This is a genomic window from Roseivirga sp. YIW32 (assembly GCF_057219245.1).
On record NZ_JBXVVG010000001.1, the window covers coordinates 1,647,017 to 1,670,594 of the forward strand.

At 43.4% G+C, this 23,578-nt stretch carries 25 protein-coding genes; 19 read left to right on the forward strand and 6 right to left on the reverse strand.

The features are described 5' to 3' along the window. Positions 1-6 precede the first annotated feature (6 nt). The gene (locus tag AC2D6U_RS07975; protein WP_484720425.1) at positions 7-339 is read left to right on the forward strand and encodes a YbaB/EbfC family nucleoid-associated protein; all 333 of its coding nucleotides are present in this window, start codon (positions 7-9) and stop codon (positions 337-339) included. Next, the gene (locus tag AC2D6U_RS07980) at positions 339-1,358 is read left to right on the forward strand and encodes a glycosyltransferase family 2 protein (RefSeq protein WP_484720426.1); all 1,020 of its coding nucleotides are present in this window, start codon (positions 339-341) and stop codon (positions 1,356-1,358) included. Before AC2D6U_RS07975 ends, AC2D6U_RS07980 begins: the two co-directional genes overlap by 1 nt. Here the strand turns inward: AC2D6U_RS07980 and AC2D6U_RS07985 are convergent. Further along, a complete protein-coding gene (locus tag AC2D6U_RS07985; protein ID WP_484720427.1) occupies positions 1,351-1,566 on the reverse strand; it encodes a PspC domain-containing protein in 216 nt (71 codons plus the stop codon). The genes AC2D6U_RS07980 and AC2D6U_RS07985 overlap by 8 nt on opposite strands. Positions 1,567-1,685: 119 nt before the next feature. Here AC2D6U_RS07985 and AC2D6U_RS07990 point away from each other — a divergent pair, with 119 nt between their 5' ends. From AC2D6U_RS07990 to AC2D6U_RS08005, 4 genes are all read left to right on the forward strand, one after another. Continuing rightward, positions 1,686-3,482, forward strand: coding sequence for a tetratricopeptide repeat protein (locus tag AC2D6U_RS07990; protein WP_484720428.1), 1,797 nt, complete (start codon positions 1,686-1,688; stop codon positions 3,480-3,482). 132 nt (positions 3,483-3,614) lie between these two features. Then, positions 3,615-4,592, forward strand: a complete 978-nt coding sequence (locus AC2D6U_RS07995; RefSeq protein WP_484720429.1) for a pyruvate dehydrogenase complex E1 component subunit beta — start codon at positions 3,615-3,617, stop codon at positions 4,590-4,592. A 27-nt stretch (positions 4,593-4,619) separates the two neighbouring features. Continuing rightward, a complete protein-coding gene (locus AC2D6U_RS08000) occupies positions 4,620-5,114 on the forward strand; it encodes a uridine kinase family protein (protein WP_484720430.1) in 495 nt (164 codons plus the stop codon). A gap of 48 nt (positions 5,115-5,162) precedes the next feature. After that, positions 5,163-5,879 carry a hypothetical protein gene (locus AC2D6U_RS08005; protein ID WP_484720431.1) on the forward strand — a complete coding sequence of 239 codons (717 nt, stop codon included), beginning with the start codon at positions 5,163-5,165 and terminating at the stop codon, positions 5,877-5,879. Between the two features lie 4 nt (positions 5,880-5,883). Here AC2D6U_RS08005 and ffh read toward each other — a convergent pair whose 3' ends face one another. After that, on the reverse strand, positions 5,884-7,218 hold the full coding sequence (ffh, locus tag AC2D6U_RS08010; RefSeq protein ID WP_484720432.1) for a signal recognition particle protein: 1,335 nt from the start codon (positions 7,216-7,218) through the stop codon (positions 5,884-5,886). A gap of 135 nt (positions 7,219-7,353) precedes the next feature. Here ffh and AC2D6U_RS08015 point away from each other — a divergent pair, with 135 nt between their 5' ends. Genes AC2D6U_RS08015 through AC2D6U_RS08030 form a run of 4 tightly spaced genes read left to right on the forward strand, consistent with a single transcriptional unit; the run spans position 7,354 to position 12,962 of the window. After that, entirely contained in the window at positions 7,354-9,777 is a 2,424-nt protein-coding gene (locus AC2D6U_RS08015) for a YfhO family protein (protein WP_484720433.1), read from the forward strand. A 4-nt stretch (positions 9,778-9,781) separates the two neighbouring features. After that, entirely contained in the window at positions 9,782-10,933 is a 1,152-nt protein-coding gene (locus AC2D6U_RS08020; protein ID WP_484720434.1) for a glycosyltransferase family protein, read from the forward strand. Then, positions 10,926-11,474, forward strand: a complete 549-nt coding sequence (locus AC2D6U_RS08025; RefSeq protein WP_484720435.1) for a class I SAM-dependent methyltransferase — start codon at positions 10,926-10,928, stop codon at positions 11,472-11,474. The genes AC2D6U_RS08020 and AC2D6U_RS08025 overlap by 8 nt, the downstream gene beginning before the upstream one ends. A 9-nt stretch (positions 11,475-11,483) precedes the next feature. Continuing rightward, positions 11,484-12,962: an oligosaccharide flippase family protein gene (locus tag AC2D6U_RS08030; RefSeq protein ID WP_484720436.1), complete on the forward strand. Its 1,479-nt coding sequence runs from the start codon at positions 11,484-11,486 to the stop codon at positions 12,960-12,962. Here the strand turns inward: AC2D6U_RS08030 and AC2D6U_RS08035 are convergent. Continuing rightward, complete coding sequence (locus AC2D6U_RS08035) at positions 12,936-14,234, reverse strand: glycosyltransferase family 4 protein (protein WP_484720437.1); 1,299 nt, start codon at positions 14,232-14,234, stop codon at positions 12,936-12,938. The two genes, AC2D6U_RS08030 and AC2D6U_RS08035, sit on opposite strands and share 27 nt — an antisense overlap. Positions 14,235-14,315: 81 nt before the next feature. Between AC2D6U_RS08035 and AC2D6U_RS08040 the strand changes: the two genes are divergently transcribed. After that, positions 14,316-14,762, forward strand: coding sequence for a hypothetical protein (locus AC2D6U_RS08040; RefSeq protein WP_484720438.1), 447 nt, complete (start codon positions 14,316-14,318; stop codon positions 14,760-14,762). Here the strand turns inward: AC2D6U_RS08040 and miaA are convergent. Then, positions 14,749-15,669 carry a tRNA (adenosine(37)-N6)-dimethylallyltransferase MiaA gene (gene miaA, locus AC2D6U_RS08045; RefSeq protein ID WP_484720439.1) on the reverse strand — a complete coding sequence of 307 codons (921 nt, stop codon included), beginning with the start codon at positions 15,667-15,669 and terminating at the stop codon, positions 14,749-14,751. The genes AC2D6U_RS08040 and miaA overlap by 14 nt on opposite strands. A 113-nt stretch (positions 15,670-15,782) precedes the next feature. On the opposite strand from miaA, the gene AC2D6U_RS08050 reads away from it, so the two are divergent. The 4 genes from AC2D6U_RS08050 to AC2D6U_RS08065 are packed head-to-tail and all read left to right on the forward strand — an operon-like array spanning position 15,783 to position 17,481. Continuing rightward, positions 15,783-16,097: an Hpt domain-containing protein gene (locus AC2D6U_RS08050; RefSeq protein ID WP_484720440.1), complete on the forward strand. Its 315-nt coding sequence runs from the start codon at positions 15,783-15,785 to the stop codon at positions 16,095-16,097. Continuing rightward, positions 16,078-16,446 (forward strand): response regulator, encoded by a 369-nt coding sequence (locus AC2D6U_RS08055; protein ID WP_484720441.1) that lies wholly within the window; start codon positions 16,078-16,080, stop codon positions 16,444-16,446. Before AC2D6U_RS08050 ends, AC2D6U_RS08055 begins: the two co-directional genes overlap by 20 nt. Before the next feature lies 1 nt (position 16,447). Next, positions 16,448-16,723 (forward strand): hypothetical protein, encoded by a 276-nt coding sequence (locus AC2D6U_RS08060; RefSeq protein ID WP_484720442.1) that lies wholly within the window; start codon positions 16,448-16,450, stop codon positions 16,721-16,723. Further along, positions 16,720-17,481, forward strand: a complete 762-nt coding sequence (locus AC2D6U_RS08065) for an MBL fold metallo-hydrolase (RefSeq protein ID WP_484720443.1) — start codon at positions 16,720-16,722, stop codon at positions 17,479-17,481. The genes AC2D6U_RS08060 and AC2D6U_RS08065 overlap by 4 nt, the downstream gene beginning before the upstream one ends. On the opposite strand, the gene pyk is transcribed toward AC2D6U_RS08065, so the two are convergent. Together pyk and AC2D6U_RS08075 are read right to left on the reverse strand one after the other, a co-directional pair. Then, entirely contained in the window at positions 17,482-18,915 is a 1,434-nt protein-coding gene (pyk, locus tag AC2D6U_RS08070) for a pyruvate kinase (RefSeq protein ID WP_484720444.1), read from the reverse strand. A 1-nt stretch (position 18,916) separates the two neighbouring features. Beyond that, positions 18,917-19,345: an IPExxxVDY family protein gene (locus tag AC2D6U_RS08075; RefSeq protein ID WP_484720445.1), complete on the reverse strand. Its 429-nt coding sequence runs from the start codon at positions 19,343-19,345 to the stop codon at positions 18,917-18,919. Positions 19,346-19,466: 121 nt separating this feature from the next. Between AC2D6U_RS08075 and AC2D6U_RS08080 the strand changes: the two genes are divergently transcribed. From AC2D6U_RS08080 to nadE, 4 genes are read left to right on the forward strand one after another with little or no spacing between them, the layout of a single operon-like run. After that, positions 19,467-19,703, forward strand: a complete 237-nt coding sequence (locus AC2D6U_RS08080) for an acyl carrier protein (RefSeq protein WP_484720446.1) — start codon at positions 19,467-19,469, stop codon at positions 19,701-19,703. A 24-nt stretch (positions 19,704-19,727) separates the two neighbouring features. After that, on the forward strand, positions 19,728-20,978 hold the full coding sequence (gene fabF / locus AC2D6U_RS08085) for a beta-ketoacyl-ACP synthase II (RefSeq protein WP_484720447.1): 1,251 nt from the start codon (positions 19,728-19,730) through the stop codon (positions 20,976-20,978). A gap of 2 nt (positions 20,979-20,980) precedes the next feature. Further along, entirely contained in the window at positions 20,981-21,724 is a 744-nt protein-coding gene (gene rnc, locus AC2D6U_RS08090) for a ribonuclease III (RefSeq protein ID WP_484720448.1), read from the forward strand. Beyond that, positions 21,724-23,556, forward strand: a complete 1,833-nt coding sequence (gene nadE, locus AC2D6U_RS08095) for an NAD(+) synthase (RefSeq protein WP_484720449.1) — start codon at positions 21,724-21,726, stop codon at positions 23,554-23,556. The genes rnc and nadE overlap by 1 nt, the downstream gene beginning before the upstream one ends. Positions 23,557-23,578 lie beyond the last annotated feature (22 nt).

Sequence of the window (23,578 nt, forward strand, 5' to 3'; positions counted from 1 at the left end):
AAGCGCATGTTTGATATGATGAAAATGATGGGCAAAGTGAAGGAGATGCAGGCCAAAATGAAGGAAGCCCAAGACAATCTCGCTTACATCAAAGAGACAGGCGAGGCTGGAGCAGGGTTGGTCAAGGCTGTGGTCAATGGTAAAAAGGAAGTAGTGTCCATCGATATAGACGAAAGCCTAATGACCAGCGACGACAGAGAGATGGTGCAGGACCTTACCGTTGCCGCCATCAACAATGCCATGGCAAAGGCCGATATCAGCGCTAAAGAAGAAATCAAAAAAAGTACAGAAGGCATCATGCCTAACATTCCAGGAATGGATTTCGGTAACATGTTCTAATGAATGAATTAAGCATTGCTTTACTCAATTACAATGGGAAAGCGCATCTCGAAAAGTACTTACCTTCTGTAATTCAATTCAGTGCCGACTTTCCCATCATCGTGATCGATAATGGGTCAGACGATGATTCCGTAGCGTTTTTATCAACGCATTATCCTCAAATAGAGCTGATTCGTTTTGAAACAAACCATGGGTTTTGTGGAGGTTATAACCTAGCCCTTGAGCTCATCAAAAGCCGATACGTGGTGCTGCTGAATACGGACGTTGAGGTCACTGAAGACTGGGTCAGGCCCGTTCTCACTTACTTACAGGAAAACCCAACGGTAAAAGCGGCACAACCCAAGATCCTCTCGCTCGAGCAAAGATCGCACTTTGAATACGCTGGTGGTGCCGGCGGGTTTCTCGACACAATGGGATATCCTTTCTGCCGAGGCCGCATTTTTGAAACCATGGAGGAGGATAAGGGGCAGTATGAGGATATCACCAAAATAAGCTGGGCATCAGGGAGTTGTCTTTTTATCGATCGACAAGCTTACCTAGAGATCGGTGGATTGGATGAACACTTTTTTGCACACATGGAGGAAATCGACCTTTGCTGGCGGATGTGGAATGCAGGCTATGAAATAGCCGTTGTTCCCGCAAGCAAGGTTTACCATCTCGGAGGTGGTACACTTCACAAAAGCAGTCCTAAAAAAACCTACTTGAACTTTCGGAATGGGTTAAGTCTGTTGCTGAAAAATGAAAAGGGTCGGCAACTCCTCTGGAAACTACCTTTGCGATTGTTATTGGACTGGAGTGCCATTTTGAAATTTTCCATCCAATCGGGTCCACAACATGGCTTGGCTATTGTGAGGGCACATCTTGGCTTTTTCCGTCAATTTAGATCAAACCTCAAAAGACGTCCAGTAAAGTTCAATTCGAAACGCCCCTATTTCCATGGTCTCTTGGCGTTGAATTATTTTATCCTGAACAAACACGAATTCAAGGCCTACAAAAACAAGATCTCAGGACTTAATTGAACCACACGGGATTTTGCCTTCTTAAGTGTTTTCTGATGTTAATCACCCAAGCCAAGGCGAGATAAATGATCACTGGAGATCCAAAGGTGATAAACGACGCGTAAATAAAGAAAAGACGAATACTCGAAGTGGAAAGATTGAGTTTTTCACCAAGTTTTGTACAAACACCAAAAGCTTGGTATTCAAAATATCGTTGGATTCGTCTCATATTGAAAAACTGTGACTAAATTACAATTAAAAAGTCATTTTAAGCATCGGAATTGCGTAAAAATTATTAAACTTGCACCTCTTAAAATCGCGAATTAGACGAAATAATCAATTAGAATTATGAGACACCAATCTTTAAAACTGGTAATCCCCGTAATGATGCTCGCCCTAGTAGCCCTAACAGGCGGTTGTGCATTGCCACAAATGATCAAAGCAGCAAAGGATAATCAGGTTGTTGTAACACCCAATCCGCTTGAAGTTCATGCAGATACGGTGAAATATACAGTTTCAGCTACCCTTCCTCCAAAGCTACTAAAGCCTGGTAAAGTATTTACTGTGAATAGCTATTACCGTTACGGCACACAAGAACTTCAATTGAGAAGTATTGAATTCAGAGCGGAAGATTATCCGAATTCAAATTCAGAGCCAATCAATGTTACTGAAGAGTACATGTTTGCTTACTATCCTGGAATGGAGCGTGGAAACATAGAAATTCAAGGCGTAGCCTCAAATCCAAAGAATGGTGCGTACAAAGAAGGCGAAAGATTGGGTATTGCAGATGGTTTGATCACGACATCAACCCTAGCGCAGCCATCTTATGCAGCTTCTTACGCTGACCACGGCTACAACGACAAAGAAGAATTGATCCCAACAAATGTTGAATTCTTCTTCGATCAAGGAAGATCAGTCTTCAAAACATCTGAAAAGAAAAGTGATAGAGGAGAGCGTTTCGCAGCCTTCATCGCTGAGAAAAACGTAACCAGAACAGTGACCATCACTGGTACTCACTCTCCAGAAGGTAAAGAAACCATCAACTCTGATCTTTCAGAAGAAAGAGCTGCTGCTATTGAAAAATGGTACAGAGAGCAAATGGATGCCTATGATTACCAAGGAATGGCTGATGAAATCAGATTCATCAAGAAGCCGATCGTAGAAGACTGGAATGGTTTGAAGTCTATGTTGGCTAGCTACAATGGCATCAACTCTTCTCAGAAATCTGAGTGGACAAGAATCATCAATGGAACAGGTTCTTTCGAGCAAAAAGAAAAGCAACTCCAGAAGCTGTCTACTTACAAGCAGGTATTCAACGAGATCTATCCTAAGCTAAGAACAGCAAAGACTGAAGTCTTGACTGTTAAAGAGAAAAAATCTCCAGAAGAGATCGCTACGTTGGCCTTGGCCATCGCAAATGGTTCTCAATCGGCTGATGCACTTTCTGTAGAAGAAATGGCTTATGCAGCAGCGAACAACCCTTCTTTAGAAGAAAAGAAAAAAATCTACGAAGCAGCTGCTAAGAAGAATGACACTTGGGTGATCCACAACAACTTGGGCGCTGTTCATTTAGAAATGGCTATGCAGACTTCTGGTGGTGCACAAAGAAACCATATCAGCACAGCGTTGAATCACTTCAACATCTCTAACCAAAAGAAAGCAAATGTTCAAGCGCAGGCGAATATGGGTATGGCAATGGCCATGCAAGACAACCTTTGGGGTGCGCACGCTGCACTTTCAAAAGCAGCAAGCATGAACCCTGGCAATGATGTTCGTCAGAATATCAATGGCACAAAAGGATATGTTGAAATCAGAGTAGGACGTTATGACCTTGCACTTCCTTCATTGAATGGTGCGTCAAATAAAAGCACTGATCAATACAACAAAGGTCTTGTTCAATTATTGACAAATGACTATGCCAATGCACAAGCAACTCTTGAAGGTGTGATCTCAAGCGATAGAGGTTATGTATGGGCACATTATGTTGCCGCTGTTGCTGCAGCTCGTCAAGAAAACGAGAACAAAGTAATTGAGCACTTAGGAAACGCTGTTAATGCAGATGCTTCTTTGAAAGCAAAAGCGTTGAACGACCTTGAATTCAGACAATACTCTGGAACGCAAGCGTTCTTGGATCTTCTGCAATAAGAAGTTCTTCCTAAAAAACATTATGCCTCTCCTCTTCAGGAGGGGCATTTTTATTTCTTCAATTCTGTAGATTCTGATGTTGGGAATTGAGCCCCTTATGTTTATTTTTGACCCGCAAATAAATCCAAGTTCATGAGAGTAATTCAATTTAGAGAAGCCTTAAGAGAAGCTATGTCTGAGGAGATGAGAAGAGATGAAAACATCTTCTTAATGGGTGAAGAAGTTGCCGAATACAATGGAGCTTACAAAGTAAGTCAAGGCATGCTAGATGAGTTTGGAGAAAAAAGGGTGATTGATACCCCCATTGCGGAGTTAGGCTTTGCAGGGATCGGAGTCGGTGCAGCAATGAATGGCCTTCGTCCCATCATTGAATTCATGACCTTTAACTTTTCATTGGTTGCTATTGACCAGGTGATTAATTCTGCCGCCAAAATGATGTCGATGTCTGGCGGACAATTCAATGTACCGATCGTATTTAGAGGCCCAACAGGTAACGCCGGTATGCTGAGCTCTCAGCACTCACAAAACTTTGAAAATTGGTACGCCAATACACCTGGATTGAAAGTAGTTGTGCCTTCAAATCCTTACGATGCAAAAGGCTTGTTGAAATCATCCATCAGAGATGAGGATCCTGTCATTTTTATGGAATCTGAGTTGATGTATTCCGATAAAGGGGAAGTACCTGAGGGAGAGTATCTATTGCCGATCGGACAAGCCCATGTGGTTAGAGAAGGTGCTGATGTGACCTTAGTCTCTTTTGGTAAAATGATGAAAGTAGTGAACGAAGCGGCGGAAGAGTTAGCCAAAAATGGCGTAAATGCCGAAGTGATTGATTTGCGCTCTGTTCGACCTATCGACTACCCTACCCTTATCGAGTCTGTGAAAAAGACCAACAGAATGGTGATCGTCGAAGAGGCTTGGCCCCTTTCTTCTATCGCTACGGACCTGGCATTCAATGTACAGAAAGATGCTTTTGATTACCTGGATGCACCGATCAAACGAGTTAATAGTTTGGATCTTCCGCTGCCTTATGCTCCGACACTGATTGAGGAGATCCTTCCCAATGTTAAGAAAACACTAGACGCAGTTGACGCTGTGATGTATAGATAAATTAAACCGGGTTCGCCCGGTTTTTTTATGGCCGCTCAATTAGTACTTATTGGTGGAGCTAGCCGCTCAGGCAAGTCGAGTATCGCTCAGGCACTTGTGGGGGAATTCCAAAATTGTCTTCATTTGGATCTAGACGATTTTGTCAAACCGCATAATGAACTCCCTACCATTAATGATCGCATCGATTGGGAACAACCTCAAAGCATAAATTGGAATTTACTCCTTGAGGTGATCGAACAAAATGAAAGCCGTCAATCGTTACTGATCATGGAGGGTATCTTTGCCTTTTGCCATCAAGACTTAAATCGAAAAGCGACCGTAAAAGCTTATTTGACCTTAGAACGCGATACCTTCTTCCGAAGGAGAAAACAAGAGACCCGCTGGGGAACTGAACCGGAATGGTACCTACAGCATGTGTGGAATGCCCACCTTCAATGGAAAAATCCTTACGATACCTCTATCGATGTTGTCGGAGAAGCAAATGAACAATTCGTGCAACAAATCATTTCTAAACTCAGATAATTTGATGATTCACAGATTTGTCTTAGTTTAACGAAAGAATTAGTTGTAATGAAGAATATTTTGCTCTTAATTTTTCTTGCTCTGTGCCTGTTCGCATGCAATCGACCACAGGAAGAGCCACAAGAAGCCACGGAGCAAATTGAACCCCTTCCAGATAAGGACGGTCCTATCCCTCAAATTTCAATTGACATTCCGGATCACCAATTTCAATTCAATTCCTTAAAACTGAATCAATCATTGGCTGAACTTGACCTCCGAGCGTTCAAACACTATGGAGAATTCTATACTGACGACTTCACCATTTTTCGCTTAGACCGGATTGACTACTTAGCAGAATCCTATTACATCGATGACATCAACCTCTATTTCATCGATAGTCTACTTGTCAAGATTCAAGCCTTCTTGCGTGAAGATCGCTCAACCGAATTTCTAACCAACTATGGACGCGCCACCATCTCGATCAACAACTACAGGAATAAGAAGCTCTTAGAAGAAGAAAAAATTCTTCAGCGCGTCAATGGTAAACTCAGGATCAATCAAAAAATAGACTATTACACCCTTAGATGGGATCGCTCAGATCTAGACATTGAATACATTGTCAATAAGCAAGCAGACAGTACATCTTCTAAAGTCACCCGTTTATTGGACGACAAGAATCATCGTTTCAAACTGACTTTTCAAACCAAAGACTTCAATAATCAAATGGCTTGGGTAAAATGGGAAGCGTATAAAGAAGCAAGAGGACTCAGTAGTCCTGAAGAATAGCTGCTTAGCGTTTACCTGCCATATTGGCGAGGTTTGCCATTGCGCGCTTACCTCCCATTTTATTCATGGCTTTCATCATCTTGCGCATTTGACTAAACTGTTTCATCAAGTTATTGACCTCCTGAATCGACGTGCCTGATCCTTGTGCAATTCGTTTTCTTCTACTTCCGTTGATCACCTCAGGGTTTGCCCGTTCATCGGGTGTCATTGATCGGATGATCGATTCAATAGGCTTGAACGAATCGTCGTCCACATCAATTCCTTTTAAGGCCTTCCCCATGCCTGGAATCATGCCTAACAGGTCTTTCATGTTACCCATTTTCTTGATCTGCTCCAGTTGAGAGAGGAAATCATCAAAATCAAATTTATTCTGACGGATCTTCTTATTCAGCTTTCGAGTTTCTTCTTCGTCAAAGGCATTTTGTGCCTTCTCTACAAGGGAAACCACGTCGCCCATCCCCAAGATACGGTTGGCCATTCGGTCAGGATAGAAGACATCAATTGCCTCCATCTTCTCACCAGTCGAAATGAATTTGATCGGTTTATCCACCACAGTTCGAATGGAAAGTGCCGCTCCACCCCTTGAATCACCATCCAATTTCGTCAGCACAACTCCATCAAAATCCAATCGCTCGTTGAAGGTCTTGGCTGTATTCACAGCATCCTGACCCGTCATGGAATCGACCACAAACAATGTTTCTTTCGGCTTAAGTGCTTTTTTCAACGACTCAATCTCTTGCATCATTTGCTCATCTACAGCCAAACGTCCGGCAGTATCGACGATCACGATCTTCTTCCCGATCTTTTTGGCATATTCGATCGCATTGTTCGCAATCTCAACGGCATTTTTATTCTCTGGCTCGGCGTAAACCTCCACACCAATCTGCTCTCCTAAAACCTTCAACTGATCGATCGCGGCAGGACGGTAAATATCGCATGCAGTCAATAACACTTGTCTCCCCTGAGACTTTAGCATATTCGCCAGCTTACCCGAGAAAGTGGTTTTACCAGATCCTTGAAGTCCTGAAATCAAAACAACTGCCGGATCTCCTTGAACATCAATGTCCTTTTTCTCTCCTCCCATCAACTTGGTGAGCTCTTCGTTGGTGATCTTCACCAAAAGCTGCCCAGGAGACACGGAGACCAATACGTTGCGGCCAAGCGCCTCCTCTTTGATCGTATCAGTAACCTCTTTGGCTACTTTGTAATTCACATCGGCATCAACCAGCGCTCTTCTGATCTCTTTCACCGTTGTCGCCACATTGATCTCTGAGATCGAACCCTGACCCTTTAAGGTCTGAAACGCTTTCTCTAACTTTCCACTTAAATTCTCAAACATAGCAAGCCTATTTTTGGGTGTGCAAAAATAGCCATTTTTCCGAGCATAAAAAGCCTATTTGGCGCACAAACTCCCTTTGAGGTTTTCTAAATCCGCATTGAATCGTGATATTGGAAGCCATTTTAGCAAAAGCCTATGAAGCCAATTAAGTTTCAACAACACATACTTCCTCATCTCATTGCAGTGCTTGCCTTTTTGGTGATCACCGTCCTGTTTTTTAGTCCAATCTATTTTGACGATAAGGCCTTGAATCAAGGAGATATTGCACAGTGGGAAGCAAGTGCGCAAGAATTGATAGAGTACCGGGAGGCTACTGGTGAAGAAGGCCTTTGGACGAATTCTATATTTGGAGGAATGCCCGCCTATTTGATCAGCGTCAAATGGAGTAATGGATTGATCAAAACCGCACATGCCATCTTCACCTTAGGTTTGCCTCATCCGACTCGATTGATCTTTGGGGCTATGCTCTCTTTCTATATCATGTTGCTGTGCTTTAAGGTGCGGCCATACATAGCCATTATGGGAGCCTTAGCCTTTGGACTTTCATCGTACAACGTCATTGGGCTAACCGCTGGGCATAACGCCCGCATTGCAGCGGTTACGTTTATGCCTTTAGTCTTGGGGGGAATTCATTTGGCCTTTGGAAAGCACAAATGGTTAGGTGCAGGCTTGACAGCCTTAGCCTTGGCCATGGAGATCAGGGTAAACCACCTACAGATCACTTATTACCTTGCGTTTATTGTTGCCCTTTATGGTTTAATGCGCCTCATCGAATTTGCTAAAGCCCAACAGCTTAGGTTCTTTCTCACCCGATTAGCCCTACTTTTCGGAGCGGCGATCCTGGCCGTTGGCAGCACCTTTGGAGAGCTTTATACCACCTATGAATATGGAAAATACTCAAACCGTGGCCAATCAGAATTGACGCAACAAGTAAATCAAGAGATGAATGAAGATGGGCTTTCCACTACCTACGCCTTTCAGTATTCAAATGGCATTTGGGACCCGCTCACACTCTTTATCCCAAATGCCTTAGGAGGTGGTCGGCCTTTTCCTGAAGATGGTAAATTGGCAAATTTTTTAACGCAAAATGGAATCAGAGGAGCTCAAGTACAACAATACTTAACTGCTGTTCCGACGTATTGGGGGAAAGAAAGTCCTACTACCTATTATGCAGGCGCGATCATGACCTTTCTCATGGTACTCGCCTTGATGCTTTTGGATCGTAAATACACCATTTGGCTGGTGGCTGTGGCTCTTCTGGGTATTCTTTTTTCTTACGGTCGCAACTTACCTGGTTTCAACTATTTCATGTTTGAGCATTTTCCAGGCTACAATAAGTTTCGATCGGTCACCTTTACCATGATCATGCCGATCTTTGCTTTAGCACTGATGGGATGCCTTGCCTTGGAGAATATCATGTCTCAGAAATTTGATAAAGCCCTCCAAAAGAAGTTATGGATCGCCATGGGCTCAACGGCAGGACTTGCCTTAGTGATCGCTGCAGTGGCCGGAATCTTTGGATTCCGATCGGGCTTTGATGCCCGTTTGCCAGACGACATGCTCTCAGCTGTACTCAGCGACCGAAAAGGACTCTTGAGGAACGATGCCCTTCGTACGTTTGGCTTGATCAGTGGATTTGGGGTCGTCCTTTTCTTGATGTTGAAAAAAATGGTTAAACCTCAGATCGCCTGCGCGCTCTTGGTATTTATCGCGGCTTTGGATGTCATCCCTGTCAGCAATCGTTTCATCACTGGAGCGAACTATGTCATGCCAAATAGAGCAACACTTCAACCAGCAAGTGCTGCTGATCAATACATTTTGCAACAACGCAAACTCGGAGATCGCGTGATCAATGCTTCAACACCTGCTTTTTATGATGGGAGAGCCTCACAATTCCATCATTTGGTCAATGGCTATCACGGTGCTCGTATTAGGCGATACCAGGAAATCATCGACAATGGGCTGATCACAGAATTTCAACGGGCAAGCAGCGGTGATTTAAGTAAGACGCCATTGCTGAATATGCTCAACACGAAATATGTCATTCAGAATCCTCAAGACCCTACCTCTGGTGTCATCGAAAACACAAATGCTCTTGGTGCAGCTTGGTTTGTTGGCAAGGTTGTTAGTGCTGCCACACCTGATGAAGAATTCCAAGAAACACTCAATTTAGAATCTCCCGGTACAACCGCAGTTATTCCTGCCGATGAAGTCTCTGCCACGGTGGCTACTTCTATAGGAACGATCGATCTGGTGGAGTATCATCCGGGATATTGGAAATATGAAAGTCGTAATGCGGGAGATGGTTTTGCTGTATTCTCTGAGATCTATTATCCAAAAGGATTTGAAGTAACGATCGATGGACAAGCCGTTGATATGACAAAAGCCAACTACATTTTAAGAGGCTTGGCGATTCCTGCGGGTGAACATGTGATCGAATTTAGGTTTAACCCTCAGGTCTATGCCATCGGAAATCCCATCATGTTGGTGATGAGTATTTTGGTGCTCTTGAGTTTTGCCATTGGCGTTTATGTAAGTCTGAAAGTTGACGAAGCATAGGAAGATGACACGACCAAAGGTTTTAGTGGTTACATTTTCAGACCTCAATTTTGACGCACGAGTAACACGTCAACTGCAATGGCTCGCACAAGACCATGAGGTAACATGTGTATGCTTTGAAGCTAACCGATCGATTGAAGGCATCAATTGGCAATTGATCTCGCAAACTCCATTGACACGAGTGCGCAAATTATTTCTGACCCTATGCCTACTGCTTCGCTTCTATTCTCTGGCCTATCGCCTTCAACATGACTACATAAGGACGTTGCGCGGACTTCTGCATACCCCCTTTGATTGGTTGATTGCAAATGATATCGAATCCATCCCCCTTGTGTTTGCTTTAAAAACACCCCATGCAAAGGTGTTATTCGATGCCCATGAGTTTGCTCCTCGACATTTGGAAGAAAGACGCTGGTGGCGGGTGCTATTTAAACCCTGGCATGTTCATCTTTGCGCAACATACATTCCACAAGTCGATCAGTTTTGTACCGTAAGCGATGGACTAGCAGATGAATACGAAAGCATGTTCAACAGACGCCCGGTCTTGATCACCAATGCCACAAAATATCATGACCTATCCCCTTCCCAAACAAGCGGAACGATCAGGCTCATTCATCATGGAATTGTCAATCGAAGCAGAAAGTTAGAGCTGATGATGCGTGCTGCTGCTTTGTTGGGAGAAGGGTATCAGCTGGATCTGATCTTGATGCTTCCCGAAAGTGCTTCAGCAGGTTCAAAACAGTATCTGGAAGAACTCAAGGCACTTGCTGCCGAACTCGGAAATGTTAAGGTTCTGGAACCCATGCTCAACAAAGAAATTGTCCCTTTCATCAATCAATACGACATTGGATTGTTCTTGCTAGAACCGATCAATTTTAATTACACTTTTGCCTTACCCAATAAGCTGTTTGACTTCATCCAAGCACGCTTAGCCATAGCGATTGGCCCTTCAATTGAAATGACCAAGTATGTCGAGCAATACGAGCTTGGTATTGTGAGCAAAAGTTTCGATTACGCGGAGTTCTCAGAAGCAATTGCCTCATTGAGTCATCAACAAATCGATCGAGCGAAAATAAATTCGCATAAAATAGCGATGGAACTCTCCGAAGAATCTAATAAAAGCCGTTTCTTGAGCCTATTGAAAAGCCATGTTTAGCACGTTAAAGAAAAAAGAAGCCCAATTATCAAAGGAAAGAAGGTTCAAACGAACCATTGATTTTATTCAAGGATCGGAAGATATACCTACTCGTATTTTAGACCTTGGTTCCCCAAATGCCTTGAGTGAGCGCCTTGGGCAGGAGGGTTTTGAGATGGAAAATGCCTTTGGTGTAGATTTTGACCTCCATCCTGAAATCATTGCCAAAGAAGGATTCGATGCTGTCACTATCTTCGAGGTACTGGAACACCTCATCAATCCGATGGGCATACTGAAAGAGATCAAAGCCCCCAAATTGTACGCTTCCATCCCGATGAGATTATGGTTCGCGAAGGCCTATCGCAATAAGAATGACGAATGGGATCAGCACTATCATGAATTTGAAGACTGGCAATTTGATTGGCTTTTGAAGAAATCAGGCTGGGAAGTGGTGAGGTCTGAGAAATGGACGAACCCTGCATTGGTTCCGGGCATACGCCCGATCTTGCGCACCCTAACGCCAAGGTATTATATAGTAGAGGCCGTAAGATCAACTAACTAATTTTCACCCTTGGGGATCGTCATCAATCAGAGCATCCGGGCATCCATCTTCTCCTACCTCGGAGTGGTCATTGGCTATGTCAACGTATTGTGGTTGTATCCCTTTTTTCTGGAGGCCAATGAAATCGGTCTTTTCCGAATCATTCAAAGCAGCGCCTATTTACTGGCTACTTTTGGGCAGTTCGGGATGGGTGCTACCTTCGTCAAATTCTTCCCTCAATACAAAAAGGAGAAGGGTTTTCTCCCCTTAGCACTTCTCATTTCAACAGTAGGCTATTTGCTCCTACTCAGTATTTGTTTGGTCTTTGAATCTAGCATTGCCGGTTATTTCTCCAAGGAGTCTCCACTCTTTGTCGAGTATTTCCAAGTCTCCTTGTTGATCACTTATTTGATCATTCTTTTTCAACTTTTGGAGGCCTATTGCCGGAGCATTTTGGATATCCGCATGCCCACTATCCTGAGAGACATTGGCTTGCGTGGTTTGACCATGGCCTTTGTGCTTCTTTATGGCTTTCAGCTGATCTCTTTCAACGCGTTGGTATGGTCTTTTGCGATGAGCTTTTTACTTGTGGCGGCCTATCTTCTTTTTTATGTGCTTTTTATCAAGAAAGCGAAAATAGCATTCAACTTCACCTTCCTGACCAGACCCGGGCTCAAAGAAATGATGACCTTCGGTGCCTTTGCCCTCTTGGGAGCAGGAGGCACCCAGATCATCCTTCAAATCGATAGCATCATGGTCAGCGGACTATTGGGCTTAGACGAAACGGGCATTTATACCATTGCCTTCTTTATTGGTACGGTGATCGAATTGCCGCGAAGAGCCATTGCTCAATTGAGTATGTCTTTACTCGCTGAAAATTTTAAGAAGAACGACATGGAGGCTGTTAAAAAACTCTACCAGCAAACGTCCATCAATCAGCTGTTTATTGGAGCACTATTATTATTAGGGATTTGGGCCAATTTAAAGAATGTTTATGCCTTTGTTCCGAATGGAGAACTTTACCAACAAGGTTTTTATGTGGTCTTGTTTATTGGTCTAGGCAAGCTATCTGATATGTTTTTTGGAGCAAACGGCGAGATCATTGTCATGTCTAAACACTACCGATTCAATGTATTAGCGGTATTCATTCTGGCGTTGCTCACCATTGTATTGAACACACTGTTGATACCCTCATTGGGTATTGAAGGAGCCGCATTGGCTTCATTGTTGGCGATGTTCAGCTTCAACTTACTGAAATACGTGTTTGTCTGGGTCAAACTAGGTCTGCAGCCGTTTACGATCAAAACGCTCATTGCCTGGTTCATCATTGGATTGGTATACTTCGGCCAGCTCTGGTTGCCATCCTTCGATAATGCGCTGATCGATCTGGTGATCAGATCGCTCAGCATTTCAGTGGTTTATTTTAGCCTTATGTACATTTTCAACGTTTCGCCAGAGGTCAATCAGCTGATAAAAAACGGGCTAAGCAGGATCAAAACCATGAAGTAGTTCGGCCAAACCTTTTGTGATATTTCTTCTGCTGTATTTTTCTATGTCTAGATACTGGAACTCTTCTCCAAAAGTACCATTGAGCAACTCATTGACAACCTGTTCGATCGAAACCAAGTCATCATAAGCGATCATTATCCCACTTTTGGTCTCTTTCAATATGTGTGCAACATCACTATGAGGGTCACCAAAGGCTAAAATGGGTTTTCGCTGTGCCAGATACTCGAATAATTTTCCAGGTAATTGAGTACTTGCTTCTTTGGTATTGGTCTGTAAAAGCAACAAGACATCTGCCTTTTGGTATGCCAAGGCCAGCTGCTCATAAGGAACCGAACCCGAAACCTGAATCTTTTCCTTTAATTTGGGGAGTGCATTGAATGCATTCAATACCACTGGACTAATAATTCCTGTGAACTTAAGTCTAATGTCATGCTGCTTGTCATTCAACGTCTTATTCAATGCGTCAAAGAATAACTCAGGAGATCGGCTTTCATTAAGCATGCCTAGGTGCAGAATTTGCATCTCAGTTGAATTCCCTTGATGCTGTTCTTCTTTAGGTAATTGGTTGAGATCAAATCCATTGGTGAAAACAGCAACTTTTCGAGCACCTAAACGCTTTAGATCTTCTGCCGCCTGATTGCCCGTTGCGAGCGTAACATCAGCTGCTTGAAGCACTTTCTTTTCCAATTTTTGATGTTTTTCGCGAATGAAGGAGAGCATCTGGAAGCGTTTCATGATGTCCCATTCTGTCCATGGATCTCGAAAATCGGCAAGCCAAGTAATGGAAGGATGCTGGCGTTTTAGCCGCCAACCGATCAAATGCACACTATGTGGTGGACCGGTAGTGATGACGTGATGGATCTGGTTGCTTTTTAACATGTCAGTCAAAAAAGCTGCCGAGGGTTTTACCCAGAAGATCTTGGGATCTGGAACAAATAGATTTCCTCTTAAAAAGATGCTTAAAGACTTGAACCAAGAGTGATTGGAGTCTTCCAACACTTGTCCTTGCTTCAATTCCTTAGTCCCCGTTAATTTTTTGAACAGACCGTAGGGTTCCCAAATCGGGAACTTCAGCACATCAACATGCTCACTAACCTCTTCAAGCAAACTGTCATCCTTGAGATCGAATTGCGGATTCTCTGGGGTAAATACAATGGGATCCCAACCAAACTCGGGTAAGTATTTACTAAATTTCAACCAGCGCTGTACACCTGCCCCCCCGCTGGGTGGCCAATAATAGGTAATGATCAATACTTTTTTGTTATCCTTCATATAGATCAACAGCTCATTTGCAAATAAGCCTAAAAAAACATTATTTCAGGCACATTTACGGTCAAACTCAACTCTACCTCTATGGGATTCATTCCAATTTTCGTTGCACTGCTGGGGCTTATCTTGCTCTATTCGCTCTATACATACAACCTCATCAAACCCAGAAAAACGCGAATCAACCAAGTCATCGATCAAATGGCAGCCAATAGCGGACAACGCAAACAGCTAATATTTGATCACAGCAAAGCAACAGATGATTCAACATTGCACGCAGTGGCCGAGGTATTGAAAAAGAGTTCAACGGACCGTTTTCAAAGTTACAAGAAAGAAGAGGAATTGATTGAACTTGTATCAAATGGGGTGAAAGGAATTTCAGATCAATCGATAAAAGAACAGCTTGAAAAAGCGAACGAGGCACAAAAGGCATTGATGCAAAAGCTAAAAAGCTATGGAAATGATTACAATCGATTGATCGAAAAAGCTCCAACGAGCTTCGTGGCATCCGTTTTTGGTTTTAAGCGCTTTTAATCTGCTCTTCAATCAAAGCTAACATCTCATTCAACTGATCTGGGTGAAACCAATGCGTGAGCGATTCTCGCTTAAACCAGGTAAGCTGTCTTTTTGCGTACCTGCGTGAATTTCTCTTCAACAAACGAATGGCCTCTTCCTTGTCATATTCCCCATCCAAATACCCAAAAATTTCCGTATAGCCAACTGTTTGCAAAGCGTTCAACTCTCGGTAGTCGTATAAAGAGGCAGCCTCGTCAAAAAGTCCTTGTTCTATCATCATTTCCATTCGGCGATCGATGCGCTCATAAATATGTGCTCGATCCATCTCTAAACCGATCTTGACGACTTCAAAAGGACGCTCAATTTTCTTCCTTTTTCGAAAGGACGAATAGGTTTTACCCGTAGACAAGATCACTTCCAGTGCACGAATTAAACGTTGGGGGTTCTGGCGATCGACCTCTTCATAATAGCTCGGGTCTTTTTGAGCCAATTGCTGCTGCAAAGGACCAATACCTTCGACCTTTAGCTGTTCATTCAATTGCTCTCTGTATTTCGGATCTACTGCAGGAAATTCATCGAGACCATTGCACACTGCATCTACATACAAGCCCGACCCTCCTACCAATATCGCTACCCTATTCTTCTTAAAGAGTTGATTCAGCAGGGTTAACACCTCTTTTTCAAACTGCCCAACGGAATAGGAATCCTCGATCGACAAGTGATTCACCATATAATGGGGCGCGGCAGCGAGTTCCTCCACAGAAGGTTTCGCCGTTCCGATGTTCATTTCTCGAAAAAACTGACGAGAATCTGCCGATATGATCTCTGCCTTAACCTGTTTTGCCAATTGAATGGCCACAGCGGTTTTGCCAACTGCCGTCGGTCCTACAAGGACGATCAACAAGGGTTTTTCAGAGATTGCCATGATTCCATTGGCAATATGTCGATTAATACGGTTTATTTGAAAAGCTCGAAAGAACAATGACATCAATGCCGGAAGAAATCAATTCGACCACCATATCAACTCTTCTTAGTCACATGAGTAAAACGGATTACTTGGAATTGGTCGAAGAGTTTATTCATGACACGCGAAGGCAACTGAAAGCGATCAGCAACCCTAAATTTAGTGCTGATCCGGAAACTGTTATACGAAGCGTGCATTCCATAAAAGGCAACGCGAGTTCTTTAGGTTTTGACCTCTTATCCCATCAATCAGCCGAATTCGAAAAGGCACTGAGGGAAGATGAAATAAAAGCAAATTCCGTTATCTTTGCCAAGTACAATTCACAAGTACACGATTCCATAAAAACCCTAGTTGACTATTTTAACATTGATGACAGACGTAGATTATAAGAAGGTATTGGTAGCGGAGGATAGTTCTGTAATTCAAAATTTATTGAAAAAAATTCTCCTCTTTGAGAATTGCAAGATCACTTCAGCAAAAGACGGACAAGCCGTGTTGGATTACTTCGATAACGAAGAGTTCGACCTCGTGATCATGGACATAAATTTGCCTAAACTTGATGGTTTGGCGGCGACAAAACAAATAAGAGCAAAGAGTAGCATTCCGATCATTGGCATTAGTGGCAATGCAAAGAATCTAAGTGAAAACACCTTCTTTGAAGCCGGTATGAATGAATACATGCAGAAGCCGTTAGATTATGACAAGTTGATCGAGTGGGTAAAAAAACACACCTCCTGATATGACCATAAAGTACACGAAACAGTTCCTCAACAAATTAGAAGACATTTTTGCGGAATCTGATTACGTGTTACGTTATGAAAAAGGCAGTTTCAAATCAGGTTATTGTGTACTGAAAGACACGAAGATCGCCATCGTTAACAAGTATTACACCACCGAAGGCAAAGTGAATGTGTTGATCGATATTTTGAAATCAATAGAAATCGATCGAACACTTCTCTCTCAGAAAAATGCCGATTTACTTGCACAACTCTCTCAAACCTCGTTGAAGCTTTGAACATTACTTTTCTAGGAACTGGAACTTCTCAGGGTGTCCCTGTAATCGGTTGTCATTGTGAAGTATGTGACTCCCTAGACTTTCGAGACAAGCGGCTGCGTTCTTCTCTATTGATCGAAGTTGATGGTCTCCATCTTGTAATTGACACTGGCCCTGATTTTCGACAGCAAATGTTGAGAGAACGCATAGACAAGCTAGACGCCTTGCTTTTTACTCATGAGCATAAAGACCACACAGCCGGCATGGACGACATCCGTTCATTCAATTTTTTGCAAAAGAAAGACATGCCGCTTTATGCAAGGAAGCAAGTAATTGAACAGCTCAAGCAAGAATTTGCCTATGTATTCAGTGAATCGAAATACCCTGGCATACCGAAGGTGGCCGTTCATGAGATCACAAATGCTCCATTTCAGATCGGTAACACGACCATTACTCCCGTAGAAGTACTTCATTATAAATTACCCGTTTTTGGCTTCAGGGTGAATGATTTTGCCTATATCACCGATATGAAAACCATTTCTTCGGAAGAGGAAAAGAAGCTCAATAACCTTGACGCCTTGGTCATTAATGCCCTACAGAAAACTGAACATCTATCGCACTTGACCTTGGACGAAGCCATTGATTTCGCTAAAAAAATTGGTGCTCGACGAACGTATTTCACTCATTTGAGTCACAGAATGGGCAAACAAGCTGACGTAGAACAAGAATTACCTGATGGCGTATTTATCGCCCACGATGGTCTTCAGCTACAGCTTTGATCATTCGGCCACATTGATCTTCAAGGCATTAGTTCTGCCCTTATCTCTGATGGGCATGGAGGCTGTTGTGATGAAAATATCACCTTTCTTAATGTAGCCGTGCTCCTTTAGCATTCTTTCCTGATCGGCGAAGGTTTCGTCCGTCGACTCCGTCTTGTCATAGAAAAAACCCTGCACACCCCAAACCAAACTCAGCTTTGGAATAAGCGACTTGTTCGGCGTGAAAATGAATATTTTGGCATGGGGTCGGTGTGATGACATTTTGAAGGCTGTATAACCCGAAAATGTGTTTCCTATCACCCCTTTGGCATTGACATGCTCGCTCAACTTACAAGCTGTAAGCATCAAGTTGTCATTTAGGAACGTATCACTGTCCGGATTGGGTAAGTAAAAATTATCGTAGATCTGAGCAGCACCTTCCATGGCAGAAATGGTCTTCGCCATCGATTCGACCGCTTGTATCGGATACTTCCCGGCTGCAGTCTCAGCAGAAAGCATCATAGCATCAGCCCCATCCAAAACCGCGTTAGCGACATCGTTGGTTTCAGCCCGCGTCGGTCGTGGATTACCGATCATACTCTCCATCATTTGCGTAGCAATAATGACAGGTTTAGCAGCCAAATTACACTTCTCCACGATCATCTTTTGTGCCATCGGCACCTCTTCCTGCACGATCTCCACACCCAGGTCACCTCTCGCAACCATCAGTGCGTCTGACTCGGCAATGATATCGTCAATGTTTTGAAGAGCTTCGGGCTTTTCAATTTTCGCAACCACACGGATGTCCTTTCCTGATGCCGCAATTCGTTGCTTGATGTCACGCATATCTGCTCCAGTTCGCACAAAAGATAGTGCAACCCAATCGACATCATTGGCAATACCAAACGCAAGATCTTCAATGTCTTTTTCTGTTAATGCTGGTGCAGAAACATTCGTGAATGGCAAATTGATCCCTTTTCTAGATTTTAAGATCCCTCCGTATTTTACAATGCAGTGTACATCATTCCCCTTTACCTCCTTAACGGTCAACTCTAAATTACCGTCGTCGATCAGCACCATATCCCCTGCCTTTACATCCTGGGGCAAATGTTGGTAGGAAGTGCTCACGCGCTCCGACGTGCCCTCGCAGGAATCGGTCGTAATGACCAGCTCTTGACCTTCTTTGATCTCGACCCCATTATCTTTTACCAATTCCACTCGAATCTTAGGTCCTTGAAGATCCTGGAGGATGGCCACATGACTACCTAATTCTTCGTTTACCTCTCTGATGGTTTTGATTACCTTTTCATGAAGTGCGTGTTCTCCATGAGAAAAATTCAATCGAAAAACATTCACACCTGCATGTACAAGTTGAGTAAGCATCTCTTTGCTATTGCTGGCTGGCCCAACAGTTGCCACAATCTTCGCGTGGTTCTGGGTCTTGAAGTGAGTCATCTTAGAAAATTAGGTTATCGCGCGATTTTAAGTTGGTCAAATCTACCTTTATCGCGAATTGCACGAAAGGTATTTCTCTGATTTTGTTGTAGAAAACGTTTTCATCGAAATTTGTGGATTCGTTTTCCAACATGATAAGGTAGTCGAATTGTTTGAGCTCAGGGAGCAAAAAAGCATCAAAGGAATCTTCAGAAAGCTCCGCCCTGTTTTTCAATATTCTGAACCGTGAATAGTCGTCCTCGTGCACATAATGCACAATGCTGATCTGCCTCGAGCGGTTAAATTCAATTCTCAATTCGGCAGTTCTTTCGAAATTCAACCCTTCTTTGGTATTCAGATACCAGGCGATTTTATGAGGTTTTACGTTTGCATTGAGCCCTATGAGCGTAAAGTCAAAATCATAGGTGACCTGTAATTTATTTTTACCCATATATGCTCAAAATAAGGAAAAAAAAGGCATTTTAGCCCCTTGGACAAGTTTAAAGATTTTGTTTGACATTATTGTTAAATTGCATTTCTTTGCAGCGAGTTTTAACTAAAAATTATCCAAAATGTCAGAAATTGCATCTAAAGTTAAGAGCATCATTATCGATAAACTAGGTGTTGAGGAGTCTGAAGTTGCTCCTGAGGCAAGTTTTACCAACGACCTAGGAGCTGATTCTCTTGACACAGTAGAATTGATCATGGAATTCGAAAAGGAATTCAACATTTCAATTCCGGACGATCAAGCCGAGAACATTGCCACGGTAGGTGATGCAGTCTCATACCTTGAAGCGAACGTACAATAATCTATAGTATACACGACTCCTTACATGCAATTAAAAAGAGTTGTAGTAACCGGACTAGGTGCACTTACACCCATTGGTAAGGATCTCAATGGATTTTGGGATGGCTTAACCAAGGGAGTAAGTGGCGCAGGTCCAATCACACGATTTGATCCTGAGAAATTCAAGACCAAATTTGCCTGCGAAATAAAGGACTACGATCCGAATGATTATTTCGACAGGAAAGAGGCTAGAAAAATGGATCACTTCACGCAGTATGCAATGATTACTGCAGAAGAGGCCATGAAAGATTCAGGCCTCGACTTGGAAACGATCGATAGAAATCGCGCAGGCGTGATCTGGGGCTCGGGTATTGGAGGGTTAAGAACTTTCCAAGAAGAAGTAGCCTCTTTTGCCCAAGGCGATGGAACTCCTCGATTCAATCCATTCTTTATTCCAAAAATGATCGCCGACATTTCTGCCGGAATGATCTCCATAAAATACGGCTTTCACGGTCCCAATTTTGTCACGGTTTCGGCCTGTGCTTCCGCTACCAATGCCATGATCGATGCCATGACCTACATTAAGTTGGGTAAGGCAAATGTGATGATCACGGGTGGTTCTGAAGCCTCTGTCTCTGAAGCCGGCATGGGTGGTTTTAATGCCATGAAAGCGCTTTCAGAGCGTAATGACTCTCCTGAGACCGCTTCCAGACCATTTGATAAAGACCGAGATGGTTTTGTGTTGGGTGAAGGCTCTGGTGCGCTCATTTTAGAAGAGTACGAGCACGCCAAGGCACGCGGTGCTAAGATGTACGCGGAGATCGTAGGTGGTGGAATGTCTGCCGATGCCTATCACATTACAGCCCCTCACCCGGAAGGATTAGGTGCTTATAATGTGATGATCAATGCACTCGAAGATGCTCAAATGAAACCAGAAGATATTGACTACGTCAATGTCCATGGTACATCAACTCCTTTGGGGGATATCAGTGAGGTACTCGCTATAGAAAGAGTATTCGGTGAGCATGCCTACAACTTGAACATTTCTTCGACCAAGTCGATGACTGGTCACTTACTTGGAGCAGCAGGCGCGATTGAAGCGATTGCAAGTATCATGGCCATCAAGCATCAGCTCGTGCCCCCAACGATCAATCATTTTACAGACGATGATCGTTTTGACCCGAAACTGAATTTTACTTTTAACAAGGCGCAGAAGAGAGAAGTCAATGCGGCGTTGAGTAATACCTTTGGTTTTGGCGGACACAATACGTCTGTTGTTTTCAGAAAACTTGATTAAACGTGCGGTTCCGTTTTAACCGTGCATTTCCACTTTCACGTCATTTAAGCAAAGAAGACAAGCAATTAGCCAAGTCCTTACGCATGATTTTGGGATTCAAACCCAAGAACATGAAACCGTACAGAATGGCGGTTCAGCATACGTCAGTGGCCAAATCGGTCAACAAAGGATTCAAAGAATCGAATGAAAGACTGGAATACCTGGGCGATGCCGTTTTAGGCATGGTAGTGGCCGAATACCTATTCAAAAAGTATCCGTTCAAAGACGAAGGGTTTCTCACCGAATTGAGGTCACGGATCGTCAGCCGAGATTCGTTGAATAACGTGGCAAAAAAGATCGGTATTCCGGATGTGGTCAAATTCGACCGAAGACGAAAAACGCCAAACTCACATAAATCTTTGTACGGAAATGCACTCGAAGCCCTTATTGGTGCCATTTACGTCGACAAAGACTACAATGCCTCAAAGCATTTCATTATCAAAAAGTTGTTGACTCCTCATTACGACATCCAGGAGATCATTTCCACAACAAAGAACTACAAAAGCAAGTTGATCGAATGGTGTCAAAAGCAGAATAAATCAGCCATATTCAAACATGCTGAAACGATCGACAAGGGCTATTACAAAGAATTCATCATTGAACTTTGTTTAGATGAAGAACCAATAGCCCGAGGGCATGGTTTAAGCAAGAAGAAGGCAGAGCAAGATGCTTCAAGGGAAGCGTGCACCAGGTTATCAATTGAATAATGCGGAACTACAGAATAGCTTGTGGTACAGTAAATCAAACGCCCTTAGATTGGACGGGTAACTTAACGCGTCTCAAAGAAATCATCCGTGAAGCCAAAAATGAAGGAGTTGATATTTTATGCCTTCCGGAATTGAGCCTCACAGGATATGGATGTGAAGACCTTTTTCTAAGTGATTGGCTACCCAAAAAAGCTGTTCAGCTCGCGGCCGAACTAATCAAAGAAACCGACGGTCTACTTACCGCCATCACCATTCCGATCCCCTTCAAAGGTAAAACCTACAATTGTGCGGTTGTGGTTCAAAACCAACAGGTATTGGGGATTTACGCCAAACAGTACATGGCTCTTGATGGAGTACATTACGAACCCCGATGGTTCGAGCCTTGGCCAATTGGTTTGGTGGAAGAGATCGATCTTTGGGGAGATAAGCACAAAATAGGTGACCTCACCTTTGATTTTGAGGAGTGGACCATTGGTTTTGAAATTTGTGAAGATGCCTGGCGAGGTGCTGATCGACCGGCGTGTCGACTTGTCAAACGAACTGTCAACCTCATTTTAAACCCAAGTGCCAGTCACTTCGCCATGTTGAAAACGCATGACAGGATCAACCTCGTTAAAGCTTCTTCAAAAGACTTCAACTGTACATACGTTTATGCCAACCTGCTCGGAAATGAGGCAGGACGAATGATCTATGACGGAGAACTTCTTATCGCTCAGCAAGGAGAACTCGTATTGAGAAATGATTTACTCTCTTTTCAGCCCAGCCAGTTGGCTTACTTAGACATCCGGCCCGATGCAATTCTTGAAAAGAAGGTAGTAGCACCTGATAAAAAGGAGCTCGAATTTCCGAAAGCAACTGCACTTGCTTTGTATGATTACCTCAGAAAAAGCAAAACGAAGGGTTATACCCTGTCGTTAAGCGGCGGGGCGGACAGCGCTACGTGTGCGATCATGGTGGCAGAAATGGTAAAGAGAGGAATTGATACGCTAGGCAAAAAAGACTTTCTAGCCGGCATCAATCGTGAAGAGCTTCTGAAGTTAGACGAAAAACAAATTGTTGGTGCCCTATTCAATACGGCTTACCAGAGCACGCGGAATTCTACTGAGACCACGCGAACAGCCGCACAGGAGTTGGCTGATTCAATCGGCGCAACATTTTACCAATGGTCAATAGACGAAGCAGTGGCTTCATTTACCTCAGGAATAGAAAAGGCCCTTGGAAGAAGCCTTAGCTGGGAAACCGATGACCTAGCGCTACAAAACATTCAATCAAGATCAAGAAGTCCTATGATCTGGATGCTAACCAACATCACTGGGACTTTACTATTGACCACTTCTAATCGAAGTGAAGGAGATGTGGGTTACGCCACAATGGATGGAGACACAAGCGGCTCCCTAGCGCCAATTTCCAGCGTAGATAAGCAATTCATTCGTGAATGGTTAAGATTTGCCGAGAAAGAAATGGGTTACAGCGGTCTTGCCGGCATCAATAAGCTTCCTCCAACTGCAGAGCTTAGGCCTCATGATCAGCACCAAACGGACGAAGTAGACCTGATGCCATATCACATCATGGTTGAAATTGAAAAGTTAGCCATTGGTAAGCATCAATCACCCAAAGAAGTTTTCGAAGCGTTGCAGCTAAAGGACTTGGCAAATGAAGCTCTCCTGAAAGAGTACATCAAGAAATTCTACCGCTTATGGAGTAGGAACCAATGGAAGCGCGAACGATTAGCCCCCGCCTTTCATTTGGATGAGTTCAACGTCGATCCGCGAACCTGGTGCCGCTTCCCCATTCTTTCTGCCGGATATGCCGAAGAGCTCGAAGAACTTTAGACTTCTCTCTTTGCCTTTTCCC